This window comes from Acidobacteriota bacterium, from assembly GCA_034211275.1.
Lineage (GTDB): Bacteria > Acidobacteriota > Thermoanaerobaculia > Multivoradales > JAHZIX01 > JAGQSE01.
Map to the genome: position 1 here is coordinate 1 of JAXHTF010000011.1, position 13,559 is coordinate 13,559.

Annotated in this window: 10 protein-coding genes; 4 read left to right on the plus strand and 6 right to left on the minus strand. The window is 66.6% G+C overall.

What is annotated here, in order from left to right; translation table 11 throughout:
• The 4 genes from SX243_03705 to SX243_03720 form a co-directional block, all read right to left on the minus strand.
• Positions 1–1,392: hypothetical protein (locus SX243_03705; GenBank protein MDY7092056.1), on the minus strand; the 1,392-nt coding region annotated here is incomplete at its 3' end.
• A gap of 112 nt (positions 1,393–1,504) precedes the next feature.
• Positions 1,505–4,558 carry a CHAT domain-containing protein gene (locus tag SX243_03710; protein MDY7092057.1) on the minus strand — a complete coding sequence of 1,018 codons (3,054 nt, stop codon included), beginning with the start codon at positions 4,556–4,558 and terminating at the stop codon, positions 1,505–1,507.
• A 29-nt stretch (positions 4,559–4,587) separates the two neighbouring features.
• Positions 4,588–5,337 carry a hypothetical protein gene (locus SX243_03715; GenBank protein ID MDY7092058.1) on the minus strand — a complete coding sequence of 250 codons (750 nt, stop codon included), beginning with the start codon at positions 5,335–5,337 and terminating at the stop codon, positions 4,588–4,590.
• A 60-nt stretch (positions 5,338–5,397) separates the two neighbouring features.
• Entirely contained in the window at positions 5,398–6,084 is a 687-nt protein-coding gene (locus SX243_03720) for an RNA polymerase sigma factor (protein MDY7092059.1), read from the minus strand.
• Positions 6,085–6,216: 132 nt separating this feature from the next.
• Here SX243_03720 and SX243_03725 point away from each other — a divergent pair, with 132 nt between their 5' ends.
• Together SX243_03725 and SX243_03730 are read left to right on the plus strand one after the other, a co-directional pair.
• On the plus strand, positions 6,217–7,194 hold the full coding sequence (locus tag SX243_03725) for an RnfABCDGE type electron transport complex subunit D (GenBank protein ID MDY7092060.1): 978 nt from the start codon (positions 6,217–6,219) through the stop codon (positions 7,192–7,194).
• Positions 7,191–8,543, plus strand: coding sequence for a DUF2330 domain-containing protein (locus tag SX243_03730; protein ID MDY7092061.1), 1,353 nt, complete (start codon positions 7,191–7,193; stop codon positions 8,541–8,543). The genes SX243_03725 and SX243_03730 overlap by 4 nt, the downstream gene beginning before the upstream one ends.
• 64 nt (positions 8,544–8,607) lie before the next feature.
• On the opposite strand, the gene SX243_03735 is transcribed toward SX243_03730, so the two are convergent.
• Both SX243_03735 and SX243_03740 read right to left on the minus strand, forming a co-directional pair.
• Positions 8,608–9,564 carry a hypothetical protein gene (locus tag SX243_03735; GenBank protein MDY7092062.1) on the minus strand — a complete coding sequence of 319 codons (957 nt, stop codon included), beginning with the start codon at positions 9,562–9,564 and terminating at the stop codon, positions 8,608–8,610.
• The gene (locus tag SX243_03740) at positions 9,561–10,628 is read right to left on the minus strand and encodes a hypothetical protein (protein MDY7092063.1); all 1,068 of its coding nucleotides are present in this window, start codon (positions 10,626–10,628) and stop codon (positions 9,561–9,563) included. The genes SX243_03735 and SX243_03740 overlap by 4 nt, the downstream gene beginning before the upstream one ends.
• 513 nt (positions 10,629–11,141) lie before the next feature.
• On the opposite strand from SX243_03740, the gene SX243_03745 reads away from it, so the two are divergent.
• Positions 11,142–12,074 (plus strand): ornithine carbamoyltransferase, encoded by a 933-nt coding sequence (locus SX243_03745; GenBank protein MDY7092064.1) that lies wholly within the window; start codon positions 11,142–11,144, stop codon positions 12,072–12,074.
• 220 nt (positions 12,075–12,294) lie between these two features.
• Complete coding sequence (locus SX243_03750; protein ID MDY7092065.1) at positions 12,295–13,554, plus strand: tetratricopeptide repeat protein; 1,260 nt, start codon at positions 12,295–12,297, stop codon at positions 13,552–13,554.
• Positions 13,555–13,559: the final 5 nt, after the last annotated feature.

The following is a 13,559-nucleotide window of genomic DNA, read 5'->3' on the forward strand; positions in this document are numbered from 1 at the left end:
GCCGGAGGGAAAGTCGGCCGGGGTCGCCAGGGCGTTGACGATGGCGGCGGCGACGTGACCGCCGGTATCGGCGAAAGGGTCGCCTGGGTTCGGTTGGCCACCTCGATAGTGGGAGGCGAGGCGAAACTCTGCTACCGACGCGGCGGCGCCCTCCACGCCGCTCAAGGGAGCGAGCTGACCAAGGACGGCGGTGCCGTGGTGGCCAGGGCCGTAACTAGTGCCCGCACGGTTCGTTCCGTAGACCGGTGTTGGATAGAAGTTGCCCAGGTTCTTCAGATCCTGATGGTCTTTCTCCCAGCCTTGTTCCACGTCCAGCAGGATCACCGGGGGCTGGCCGGAACTCGAGGGCTGGTCGAGCTCGTCGAGTTGAGCGAGCTGCTTGGCAGCCCACCGGGCACCGACTCCTACGGGAGCGCGGTCGAGATAGGCCTGGTCCTCGGCGTAATCGTCGCCCTGGGGAGCTTCCTGAGGATCCGCAGCCACCAGCTCCCGATAGGCCAGGTCGACCACCGGCAGTCGCTGGAGCGCCGTCACGACCTCGCCGACGCGGTCCGGGTAGGGGCGAAGATCGGCCCGCCAGTAGGAAGCCAAGCTGTGGCGAGGGCGCAGGCCGTGGGTCGCGGCCCGCTGCTCGAGAGCCCGGATCAGAGCCAAGGTGTCCTTTCGCTGGCGCAGGAAGCGGGCGGGGACATCGCCGTCCAAGATCCTGCCGTAGAGATCGATCAGGGGGCGGGAGACCAGGACGCCTGGCGGCTCTGGGTGATGGCGGGGTTCGTCGTTGTAGCGAACGTAGCCTTGCTCCTGCTTCACGCCGGCCCGGTTCTCGTCGGGTAGAGGAGTTATGCCCGGCTCGTCAGGCTCCGGAGCGACGAGCTCGAGGGCCGCCGCAAGGGCTGTCAGGCCTTCCCGCTTCGCCATTTGCCAGAGGTTTTCGAATTCGAGCCCGATCTCGGGCTTCAACCGCACGATGACGAATCCGCTGTAGTCGCGGCCGACGCCGCCTGCCGAGATCCCTTGCCCTTCTCCATCGTCTCCGGCCCCCTCGTCACAGCAGCAGCAGCGGCAACATGAGCCGTGATATTCGCCGAGCATCCCCGCGGGAGCATTCGACTCGTAGATTCGGACCCCGCCGTAGGGCCGGATACCGTTGGGATCGATGGGGTCGGGTTGCACGTAGCCGGATTCAGGATCCGTCGGGTCCGGCTGGACATAGCTCGACTCGGGATCCGTCGGGTCCGGCTGGACATAGCTGGAGCCTGGATCAATAGGGTCCGGCTGGACATAGCCTTCGCCGGGATCGCCGTAGCCGCGCCCGCGCCTGCCGGCGGCGCGGGTTCTGATGTCGCGGGGTTCTCCGGGTTGGTGAACGGTGATGTGAACGATCCGGGTCATGGGTTTCTCCTCTGGGATCCTCGGATGGAAGGGATACACGGCGGACCAGGGTGCTTCGAGGAGTACTAATCCCCGGGCTCCCGAGATGGGTGCATTCGCTGGCGGCGAGAAGTTACCGAGGATCGAAGGGAGACAGCGGCCGCCAGTCGCCTTGGAGCACGAAGGCGCCCCAGCGGTAGGGCGGGTGCCCGGCGCGCCAAAGCTCCCGCTGGGCCTGCTGGAGGGCGCGGGGGGGCGCTAGCTCCTCTTGAAGCAGTCCCCGGTAGAAGCGTTGCATGAGCTCGCCGGTGCTCTCGTCGGGTACCGCCCACAGGCTGACCAACACCCGCTCCGCGCCGGCGTAGAGAAACGCTCGGGGCAACCCCGCCACCAATCCTTCCCCCGCCACCCTGCGCCCGCGGGCGGTGTCGCAGGCGGAGAGCACCACCAGCTCCGCCGGCAGGTCGAGGTCGTAGATGCGGTGAGCCGAGAGCACGCCGTCGACTTCCCGCCCCCGGCGATCGAGGCGCGCCAGGGCGAGGAACGAGAGCAACGGCTGTTGGGTATCGAGCACGCCGTGGGTGGCGAAGTGGACGATGCGAAAGTCCTCCAGCGCTCCGCTGGTGACGGTGCGGGTGGAGGCGTCGAAGCCCAGAGCCTGGAAGGTCTTCTCCGGCGGCAGCCCGGCGAGAGCGGCCCGCGCTTCGGCGCCGGCGTGGGGCAGGCGCCGGAAGTGGCGACCCGAGGGCGTCGGAGAGCGCGTGGCCTCGCCCTCATGAGTCGGCGGAGGGGATCGCCAGCGTTCGTCTTCGAAGCCGTATACCGGGTCGGCGACCATCGCCAGCCAGCCCTCCGCCGCCGGTCGCTGGGCGACCCGGCGGCGCTGAAGAGCCAGGGTCGAGGCGGAAGGCAGGTAGGTGATCTCGTGGGCGGCTATCAGCGGCTCGGCGTCGGAGCAGGCGTCGAGGTTTGCGGGGTCGGGGAGGGCGGCGAAGGGGAGTGCTTCCAGCGGGCCATCGGGAACCAACACCAGCTTCCGGCCCGCCAGCCATGGCGTCGCCGGGGCTAGCAGCCGCCGGCTGAGCTCGCAGAAGGCCGGCGGATACTTTCCGGGCCATTCGATGCTCTGACTCCAGCGCCTCGCTTTAGCGGCGAGCTGAGCGATGCGAGAAGGGGCCCCGAGGGGGAATGCCCGAACGTCTTGGCGCGTCACCACCCACAAAAAGCTGCTCTCGGGGCCGAGATGGTATTGCAGCAGCACCGTGTCGTCGTCCAAGAGGTCCCGGCGCAATGCCTCGGGCTTCGTGGACCGAGGACTCGTCAGCTCGGCGTAGCGCGGATCCCGGCGGCGAATTTCCCCCCGCAGGGTTTCCAGCTTTTCGACTAGCTCCGACATTTCACGCTGGAGCGGCAGCAGACGCTCCGGAGCACTCTCCCTGGCGCCGGCCCGCCGGGACTCCAGGACGTTGAGGCGCCTTTGGAGGTTGAGCTCGCGCTCTACCAAGGCCGGATCCGCCGCCTGCCGAAGTCCCGCGTCGGCCTCCTGCAACAGATCGCGGAGCGCGCGGGCTCGGGCTCGGTCGGCGGCGCCCCAGGCTTCTTCCCAACGGTTCAGCTCCATCAGCAGGTCGATGTGGAGGAGGAAGGGGTCCTGGACAGTGGCGAAGAACGAGGTGCGCAAATCCTCCCGCAATACTTGAGGCCGGACGCCTTCCAGCAGCTCGAGAGCCTCTTGATTGATTGCCAAAGCGGTCGCCGGCTCTCCCCGCTGCCGGTGCACCCGGGCCATAGAGGTAAAGCTTTGAGCCAGGCCGAGGCCGTCGTCGAGGGCGTCGTAGAGGTCTCGGCACTTCTCGTACCCGGCCAGGGCCGCGTCCAGATCGCCTCGCTGCTCGGCGATGTTGGCGGCGAGGCGGCGGACGGTGACCTCCGCCACCGGGCAGTCGCCGTTCTCAACCCCTTTCAGGGCTTCCTCCAGCCGGCGGTCGGCAGCAGCGGGATCGCCTTCGGCTTCCTCCACTAACGTCAGGCGTGCCAGTACCAGCGCGCGGCCACAGGATTCGTCGGCGCGATGCTCCTCCAGGGCGGTCACATAGTGCTGGCGCGCGCGGTCCAGGCGCTTTTCCTCATAGGCCAGGTGCCCCAGCTGGTTGAGGGTGCGGGCCCGCTGGCGCTTGCGAGCATCGGGCCAGGCCGCCAGTGCCGACTCCAGCAGCTCCCGGCCGCGCTGGGGATCGTGGAAGTGCCGGGCGTAGAGTACTCCCAGGTTGTGCAGGGTGCTGGGTCTGCGTTGGGCTTCCCACGAGGGCCACATCTCGGCGGCCTTGCGATAGTGGTCGAGGGCCTGTTGCGGCTCCCCCTGGCGGTCGAAGGCCAGGCCGAGGTTGTGATGGCCCATGGCCGCGGTGATGCGGTCCTCTGTCTCGTTGACGGTGGCGAGGGTCGTGTCCAGCACCGCGAGGGCTTTCTCCGTCTCCCCCGATTGCAGGAGCATGGAGCTTTGATCGACGCGGGCATAGGCGGCCCAGGATCGATCCCCGCCGCGCTCCAAGGCCTCTGCCGCCTGCTCATACCGCTGGGCCGCTTCCCACCAGCGCCGGTGATCGAAGTGGTCCCGGGCCATCCGCGCCAGCACCTCCCCTTCGAGCCGGCCGTCGTCCCGCCGCCGCCAGGTGGCCAGGGCCTCCTCCCACAGCTGCCGGGCCGCCTCGGGGTCCCGCGTATCCGCTTCCACGAAGCGGCGGTAGACGCCGGTGGCGAGGCGGTCCTCCTCGGTGGCGGGGCGCAGCTCCTCCAGCACCATCTCGATGCGGCCCGGGCCGCTGGCCGGGAACGCGGCGATGTCGAGGGTGTGGAGGCCGGCTTCCGCTGTCACCACAAGCAGCAGCTCCTGTCCCAGATCGGCGATCAGCCGGTCCACCCGTAGCAAGGGCTTGCCGTCCGGGGCCTCCAGCGCCACCTTGACGTCGATGCCGTGCTGCTCGACCCGCAGGCGCAGCAGCTCGCCAGCGGCGAGGGGCAGGTGGTATCGCCGGCGTTCCTCTACCTCGAGGGGAGCGGTGACAGTGCCGCCGGGATGCAGCTCGTTGGCGGGCCAAGAGTGGGGAGGAGGGGTGGCGGGCTCCGGGTCGGGTGGGACGGAGGAGGTCTCGGCGCAGGCCGAGAGGACGAGAAAGCCTAGCAGCAATAGGGGGAGCGCTCCTGGAACTGCTGCTCTCATGGTGCTGACGAGTTGGTGGCTCCCGGGTTTTGGACTCGAAAGCGATGCTCCTCCAGCCGCTCCTCCGGTTCGCAGCCGAGAAGCTCCAAACGGTATTCGCCGTCTTTCACCGGGAGCAGCAGGGTGAGCAGCGAGAGTTCGTCGAGGCGTAGGTCGGAAACCTCCTGACGATGTCCTTCCTTTGGGCCGCGGATCACCGCCCGGTAACTCTCGCATCGGGTTTCTGGCCGCAGCACCAGCCGCAGCGGCTCTCCCGCGTCGACCTCGGCCACCGGCAGGCTTGCCGAGCGCCCGGGCTCGGCCAGCTGCAGGCTGGTGAGATTGGCGACTAGACGCGGGGTTATGCGGCTGGTGTAGGTCATCCAGCCGCCGAGATTCACCGCCGCGAGAAGAAGGGCGGCCGCCCAGGGGAAGAGTCGTTGAGAGAGCCGGGGAGCTGGCTGGACGTTCTCCCGGCGGCGCTCTTGAAAGTCTCGCCAGCCTGCCTCCGTCGCGAGGTCGTTCGCCGGCCCCGACTCCCCCCGTTCCGCTGCCAGCAGCTCCTGGAGCTCCAACAGCCGTTGGGCGGTTTCGGGATCGGAGACCGCCAGGGTCTGGATGCGGGATTCCTCCGCCGGCTCTAGCTTGCCCTCCAGGTACTCCACCAACTCTTCGTCGGTGGGGGCGCCTCCCTCCTTGGCAGCCGCCCGCTCCCGGGCGTCCTCGGCCAGCAGGCCGGCGAGATGGTTAGGGCGCTTGGTATTCATGCTGTCTACCTTTTTCTCGGTCGCATTTTCCCGATTGGGTATTCGTGAGGTCGCAAGGGCTCAAGGGGCGTCTCCCGGTTCGTCGATGGCGTCCAGCTCCTGGAGCGGATGCTCGGCGAGGGTCTCCCGCAGCTGTTTGCGGGCGCGGAACAGATGGGCCTTGACGGTCTCCACCGCCAGCTTCTTGATCACGGCGATCTCCCGATACGAGAGCTGCTGGTGCAGCCGCAGGGTCAAACAATCCCGCTGCTGCTCCGGCAGCCGTCGAATGGCACGGCGTAGAGCGCGACGACGCTCCGTGTCGAGCATGTCCTCCAGCTGCCGTTCGTCGATGGCCAAGCTCGGATCGGGATGCTCCATAGCGTCCCGAGACACTTCGATGGCGGAGCGTTTGGCCGTGGCCGCTCGCCGCCGGCTCTTCAAGAAGGTGGTGGTGGCCACCCGGTAGAGCCAGGGGGCGAAGCGCTCCCGGTGCTCGTAGCCGTCCAATGCTCTATAAACCCGCAGGAAGGTTTCTTGGGTCAGGTCGAGGCCGTCTTCGGGCTTCAAACCCTTGCGGGCGAAGAAACGCTGAAGAGCCGGGAAGTAGGTTTCGTAGAGCACGCGGAAGGCGGCGTCGGGGTCGTCTCCGCCCTGAAAGGCCCGGATCGCCCGGCCGATGGCGTCCTCGGCTCCCGCCTCGCTGGTAGTTCCGCGGCTGGCCGACGGTACAGCTTCTTGGCCCGAAGCCAACGAAGCATCGGTCACAAACCCCTCCCTCTTTCGATCAATTTTTTTGCAAGCTGGAGGAATTATGACACAAGCGATTGTGGGAAATGTGATGGGAATGTTTTCTCCTCCGGTGGTTTCGTTTTCGTCGGTTGCCGTGTCTAAAGAGGTATGAGCACCCCGACCGCCCTCCGAAGACTCGTCGCTTCTTTGCCGCGCCCACCGCGGGATCCCCGCCTTTACCAGATCTGCGTGCTCTCCAGCATCCTCCTGTGGGGGGCCGTGGCGTTGGATCTGGCGCTGCAGCCCAGCCTGATGCTGGTCCTCGCGGCAGCGGCTCTGGGGACGCAATACGTCGCTGGGCGGTGGGTGGGGCTGGAGCGCTTCGATCCCCGCAGCCCGCTCATTTCCACCCTCTCCCTCTGCCTGCTGCTACGGACCCAGTCACCTCTGCTGGCGGCGTCGGCGGCGGTGATCGCCATCGGCAGCAAATTCCTCATCCGGCGCCGCGGCAAGCACGTCTTCAACCCCACCAATCTGGCACTGGTGGTCCTGCTGCTGACCACCGATGGAGTGTGGTTCTCGCCGGGGCGTTGGGGCTCGGCGGCCTTCTTCGCTTTCTTCCTTGCCGGCTTCGGCATGCTGGTGGTCTACCGCGCAGCCCGCAGCGACGTCACCTGGGCCTTCCTCGCCGCCTGGAGCGCGGTGCTGGTGGGGCGCGCCCTGTGGTTGGGGGATCCCCTGACCATCCCGCTGCATCAGCTGCAAAGCGGCGCGCTGCTGATCTTCGCCTTCTTCATGATCTCGGATCCCAAGACCACGCCGGACTCACGGCTCGGTCGCGTCGTCTTCGCAGCGCTGGTGGCGGCGGTGGGAGGCTGGCTGCAGCTGGGGCTGTTCATCCCGGAAGGCTTGCTCTACGCCCTCGCCGCCTCGGCGCCGCTGGTGCCGGTGCTTGATCGGCTCTTTCCCGGGGAGCGCTATGCCTGGAGCACTCCGAAGTCCGAGTTCCAGTCTTCTCAGCCCCAGTCTCCTCGGCCCCAAGCTTCTCGACCTGCCGTGGTCCCGTCTTCTCATCCTGTTCCCGTTTCCCCCGAGCCGGCCCCCGCCGCGTTCGCTCACCTCTGGCCCGAAAGGAGCTCCTCATGAGCCTCGTTCGTCCCGCGTCCATTCGTCCTATCGGCTTTGCCGGCCTGTTGCTGGCAGCCTTGCTGCTGCTTGCCGCTTCGCCGGCCCAGGCCTTTTGCGGCTTCTATGTCGCCCGCGCCGACACCCAGCTCTACAACCAGGCTTCCCAGGTGGTGCTGGTGCGGGACGGTGACCGCACGGTGATCACCATGGCCAGCGACTTCTCCGGCGAGCTGGACGAATTCGCCATGGTGGTGCCGGTGCCCACCTTCATCGAGCGGGAGCAGATCCACGTTGCCGAGCAATCCCTCATCGACCACCTGGACGCCTACTCGGCGCCGCGGCTGGTGGAGTACCACGACGACGATCCTTGCGCTCGCCGGGAGGATCGAATGAAGCGCAGCCTTGCGGCGCCGATGGCGAGCCAGGCGGTGATGGAGGATGAGGCGGCGGAGCTGGGGGTGACCGTGGAGGCCACCTACACCGTTGGCGAATACGACATCCTGATCCTGTCGGCGGAGGAGAGCGGCGGTCTGGTGACCTGGCTGACCCGCAACGGCTATCGTCTTCCCGACGGCGCCGAGCCGGTGGTGAGGAGTTATCTACGCCAGGGCATGCGCTTCTTCGTGGCGAAGGTCAACCTCGAGGAGCAGGCGGAGCTGGGATACCAGAATCTGCGACCCATCCAGGTGGCTTTCGAAGACCGAAAATTCATGCTTCCTATCCGCCTTGGCACGGTCAACGCCGACGGCCCCCAGGAGCTCTTCGTCTACGCCCTCACCCGCTCCGGCCGCGTCGAGACCACCAACTACCGCACGGTGCAGCTGCCCACGGACCAGGAGATCCCCACCTTCGTGGCGAACGACTTCGCCCGCTTCTACAAAGACCTCTTCCGCCGCCAGGTGGACAAGGAGAACGGCCGCGCGGTCTTCCTCGAATATGCCTGGGACATGGCCTGGTGCGACCCCTGCGCCGCCGACCCCCTGACCCCTCGCGAGCTGCGGGAGCTCGGCGTCTTCTGGGTCGATGCCGACTCCCGCGGCCCGGCCCAAAACGTCTACGTCACCCGCCTCCACCTGCGCTACGACCGCGAGCATTTCCCCGAGGATCTGCGCTTCCAGGAGACCGGTAACCGCGCCAACTTCCAAGGCCGTTACATCCTCCGCCACCCCTGGACCGGCCGCGCCACCTGCGCCGCCGCCGAAACCTACCGCCAAAACCTCCATACCCGCCAAACCGAACGCGCCCGCACCCTCGCCCACCTCACCGGCTGGGACCTGGCGGAAATCCGCGAGCGGATGAACCTGGGGGACGGGCCTCGGAAGGTGGACGACGAGGAGCCTTGGTGGAAGCGGTTGTGGGGCGGGTGAGCGCTGAGCCGGCAGGATCGACCCGCGAGTTGGTCGGAGTGGACGCCGTCGGTAGGTCTTCGGATCAGCTGAATTCTAGTTCCACGGGACTGACCGAGGAAACATCGAGCTCTTCGAGTTGCGGCCACTGCTCCAAAAGTACTGCCCAGAGAGTGACGCGTTGTAGAGACCACAGGCGGTAGGGCATCAGCTGCTCAACCCAGAATTCTGGAGATCGCGGGAAGGCCCGGTTGAGCTGATGGATGCTCCAGCGGAGGATCGATACCGCCTCAGAAATGCCCTTGACCGCCGTGTCGAGAGCTTCCAGCCCTGAACCGAGCAGCTCCATGTCGACCTCGACCCCGGCTTCCAGCTGCTTCTCTGTCGGTGGCATCCAGACTAGGCCCATCCAACCGTCCATCCACCGCGCTTCGTCCTCGGCGGTGGATGCTTGCGAGCCGTTGGGCGATGGTTCCAGCAGGGCGAACCAAAAGCTCCCCAGGCTGGGGTCGGCCTGGTGGACGATCAAAGCCTGACGGAGCTGGTGGGTGACCTGGCCGGAAGGGTCTTCGAGAGGTAGTTGGATCCCTGTGGAACCCGGTTGAAACGTTTCTTTCAACGCACGGAAGAGTCTGGGCTCCGGCGGCAGTAGGGATGCGAAGTGAAGAACGTTGAAAGCGTAGGACTCCCGGCGGTGCTCAGGGATTTCGGTGCCCGGCCCTGCGAGGGTCGAGGGCAGGGTGTCGATGGCCGCTGCTTCGCCGACCTCGTCGGCAACCGGCGGGTTGGGCGCGACGACTTCAGGCAGCTCTTCGATGAGCTCGGCGGTCAGAAGGGCTAGCTGCTGCGGCAGGGCTGGAGCAGCCGGCGGGAAGGTGAGCGCTTGCCAGAGTAGCTCCGCCGGAGGATCGTTGCCGCCGAGTGCCGGCAACCCAAGACCCTGCAGGAGCCGGCCGAGCCGGGCGGAATCTCTCTCTTCGGCCAGCTCGACGAGACGAGCCTGGACCGTGGCGAGGGGGTGCAATTCGGTCGCGCTGCTCATAGGCCGTGGCGCTCAATCCACTGATCGTTGCTGGCGCTCTTCTCCATACGTTCTTGATGTCGGCGCCGTAAAGAAGGCAGATTAGCATAGGGCGGAGCAGGCTCTCGAACCTCGAGCAGGCGCCCGGTACAGGCTTCTGCGGCGAGAGAACCTCGGAGTGGAACATGAAGCACCTCGCGGAAGCGGCGAGCATTGGTTTCGGTGAGGGGCATGGTGAGGCCGTATGGATCGTCCGGAGGGGAAGGGAAATGCCAAGGATGGTCTCCTGCTTCAACGACCGTCGGTCGGGCCAAAGGAGCGTTCCAGGAGGCTTCCGGGATCTGCGCGATCTGCTGGATGCGGTATTTCCAGACGATGAGCCATTCGCTCTCTCGGATGTGCCCCAGGCCCAGGCCATTGCGGAGCTTCGTGCCGTTCTGGGAATCCAGGAGCGACTTTGCGTCTTCGGCGAAGGTCGCCCACCAAGGAGGCTCCCTGGGGCCGAGGCTGTCGCAGAGGGCTCCGGCGAGCCGACGGACGGTTTCGGTGCCGAGGGCGTTGAGGCCTTCTGCGACTTTCCTTCGTTCATCGGAACTGTCGACGATCCCTCCTTGGGCCGAGAAAGGGAATGGCTGACCGGTGATCTCCTCGTATCGTCGCCGCCCCCGATGATTCTCGGCAGGCCTGGTCCCGCCCATTCGACGGAGCAGCTGGAAAAAACTGCCGACGTGCACCAGGTGCTGCCAGAGGACGGGGCCACGCCATCCTAGGTGGTTTTTCCCGTTGGCGGGCCGCCAAGTGGCGCATGCCACAGCGGTTGCCGGGTGAGAGTACGGCTGGCAGAGGCGGTCCCTTCGATAATCCTGAACGCCAGCCAGCCAATCTTCCCCGCTACGTGCCGTCGAGAGACGGGGGTCAGCCACGAGCTCTGTCTCCCAGGATTCCGACACCCGATGATCCATTCGCCAGTTCTGAGCGATGGCTTGGTGGGTGACGTCGGTGCTGGTCTCCAGCTCCTCCAGGTTCCTGTCCCAAGGGTGGTCGGGGTCCGGGCGATCGAAGACGAGGCGATCGGGATTGGACACGGAAGACGAGCCGGGCGCTTTCGATGACGGAGCCAAGGGTCTCCTCACAGCCGGCGCTGTTCGCCGGTGGACGGGCTGCGCCTGTCAGCTAAAAGACTGGTCTCACCTACGAGCCTCACCTACGAGATAGGCACGAGGCTGCGGCGCAACGATGAATTCGTATTGAGTGAAAGTATACCGTGCCGCGAGGCTGGTGCCACCTGCCTCGGTGCCCCGGGAAGACCGGAGGCTGTGGGCTTCCGCGCCTCTCCATGCTGAGACGTCGCTTCTCCCTGTGGGCGGCCTCCGGGGGTGATCCCGCGGTCGTCGCAGCGCCTGGTGGCTCCGGGGGTGCTGTGCTATCTTCGAAGAGGCTAGTTCAAGGCATTTCGGGGCGTCTGGGGGAGCGAAGAGTTGGTCGTTCAGGCGCTCTTGGATCATCGAATATTGCTGTTATTTCCCGAGTCGTCTCCGGGGGTGGTGTGCCGGTCGGTGGGGCTCGGGAAGCTGCATTGCGTTTAGGGAGCGTTCTTCATGGGTAGCAGTCTGCTTTCTGTCTCCGATCTCGGTCCGGCCGGGATTGGACAGCTGGTGCGTCGGTCGGTGGAATTTGCGTCGGGTCGCTTGGATGATCAGAAACCTTTAACCGGACGCATCGTGGGGATTTACTTTGCCGGATCCTCCACGCGGACCCGAACTTCTTTTACCGTGGCCTCGCTGCGTCTCGGAGCCCAGACCATTGCGTATGGCCCCAAAGACCTGCAAATCAGCACCGGGGAGACGTTGGAGGATTCCGGCCGTGTTCTGTCGGGGTACCTCGACGCTTTGGTAGTGCGCACCAACGGTCCGGTGGCGGAGATGCAGGCCCTGTCTGGGGGCGGCCGGCTGCCGGTGATCAATGCCATGAGCGCTGCGGAGCATCCGACCCAGGCCATCGCGGACCTTTCGACGCTTCACGAGCATTTCGGCCGCCTCGAGGGGTTGCACCTGCTCTACGTGGGGGAGGGCAACAACTCCGCGGCGGCGTTGGCTTTGGCTTTCGCGCAGCTGCCGCGGATGAAGTGCACGCTGGTGACCCCCGAAGGGTATGGGCTGCCGGCGGAAGTGCTCGCCCAGGCCGACGCCTACGCTCAGGTCAGCGGCTCGGAGGTCGTCCATCACCATCGGGTCGACCAGCTGCCCGAGGCCGTCGATGCGGTGTACGCGACCCGTTGGCAGACCATGGGCGTGGAAAAAGCAGACAAGAATTGGAAGAGCATTTTCCGGCCCTACCGGGTCGACGACGCGATGATGGCCAGGGTTTCTCGGGACGAGGGGACGATCTTCATGCACGATCTTCCCGCCGTTCGAGGGCAGGACGTGGTCGACAGCGTGCTGGACGGGCCACAGAGCGTCGCTTGGCGCCAGGCGGAGCACAAATTGTTCAGCGCCATGGCCGTGCTCGAGTGGGCCATCGCGGGTTCCTGAGGGCGAGCCGGTGGGCTGCGCTGCGAACTCCCCGCGGCTGCAATAGAATTCAGGCATGAATCCATTCAAGCGTTTTGCCGGTCTCCTCGCGAGCCCATCGTGCGCCGGGCTACCGACCGGCGTCGCCGTGAGCCTCCTCCTAGGTTGTTGCTTCGCCCTTCCGGCGCCTGCCGCCCACGCTGCTGAATCGGCCACCCTCCCTTCGGTCGAGCTGGTGGAAATGCTCCGCTCCGCCCGCATTGCCGGTATGGAAGGGGATGTGGCGGCGGAACGGGCGGGGATCGAGGCGGCGGTGGAGGCGTATCCGGGGTCGCTGGCGCCGGTCTATGCGCTGATGGAGCACTACCGGCGCTTCCCGCCGTCGCCGGAGGAGGAAGCGCAGCTGCTGCGGCTGCTGGCGGAGCGGTTGCGGGATCCGGAGAATCCGGTGCCGCTGGGGATCCTGGCGCGCATGGCGCTGGATCCGGACGCCGAGGAGGAGACCCTGGAGCTGGTCGTAGAGAATCTGCGGCGGCGGACGGAAGCGGAGGGGAACGTCGAGTATTTGCAGCTCTTGGGCGGCCTGGAGGAGCGGCTGGGGAATACGGAGGAGGCGGCGGCGGCCTTGCAGCGGCTGTACGACGTCGAGCCTTCGGAGAATCTGGTGGTCTCGTTGGTAGAGCTGCTGCAGGAGCTGGAGCGCTACGGGGAGGCGGCGGACCTCCTGAAGCCTTATGCGGAGGAGGATGAAGGCTTCGCCTGGCTGATTCGCTACGCCCGGGCTCTGGGGACGGCCGGGCGCTTCGAGGAGTTGATGCCGGCGCTCGCCGCCATCGATGAGCGCCTCGATGCCTTGCCACCGGACCAGCAGGGAGAGTGGGTGGAGAGTCTGCGCTTCGGCGGCTACCGCCGGGCCGCCTGGGCGATGCGGGACGCCGGCCGCCACGAAGAGGCGGAGCGGCTCTTCCGGCGCATGGTGGAGCTGCGGCCGGACAGCGACGAAGCGCGCTCGGCGATCGTCTTCTTCTACAGCGACGAGGCGGAGCGCCAGCAGCAGGAGCAAGCGTTGGCGGATCGCTGGGCCGGCGTGACGGACCCCAACGATCTTCTGGACGAAGGCATCCGCCGCCTCGCCGGCGGCGACTCCGCCGGGGCGCTGGAGCTGCTGCGCAAGGCGGTGCCGCAATTCCCCAAGATGGAGGCGGCCTGGTACAACCTGGGCATCGCGGCCTATCAGCAAGAAGATTGGGAGATGGCGGCGGCGGCCTTGGAGCGGGCGGCGGCGCTCAACGACGAGCGGGTGGATACCCACCTCAACCGCGGCATCGCCCTGTTCCAGGCCCAGCGCTACGAGGAGGCGGTGGAAGCTCTCAATAAGGTTCTAGAGCTCGATCCGGAGCGCGCCACTGCGCACTACTACTTGGGGACCGCGTACAAGGCGTTGGGAGACGACGCCGCCTCCCGGCGCCATCTGGCGGCGTATCGGGAAGGGCAGTCGTAGAGCGA

Excerpts from the sequence above, each read along its gene's own strand:
- SX243_03715 (MDY7092058.1), bottom strand. The coding sequence starts at position 5,337 with ATGAATACCAAGCGCCCTAACCATCTCGCCGGCCTGCTGGCCGAGGAC.
- SX243_03735 (MDY7092062.1), bottom strand. The coding sequence starts at position 9,564 with ATGAGCAGCGCGACCGAATTGCACCCCCTCGCCACGGTCCAGGCTCGT.
- SX243_03730 (MDY7092061.1), top strand. The coding sequence starts at position 7,191 with ATGAGCCTCGTTCGTCCCGCGTCCATTCGTCCTATCGGCTTTGCCGGC.
- SX243_03745 (MDY7092064.1), top strand. The coding sequence starts at position 11,142 with ATGGGTAGCAGTCTGCTTTCTGTCTCCGATCTCGGTCCGGCCGGGATT.
- SX243_03750 (MDY7092065.1), top strand. The coding sequence starts at position 12,295 with ATGCTCCGCTCCGCCCGCATTGCCGGTATGGAAGGGGATGTGGCGGCG.
- SX243_03725 (MDY7092060.1), top strand. The coding sequence starts at position 6,217 with ATGAGCACCCCGACCGCCCTCCGAAGACTCGTCGCTTCTTTGCCGCGC.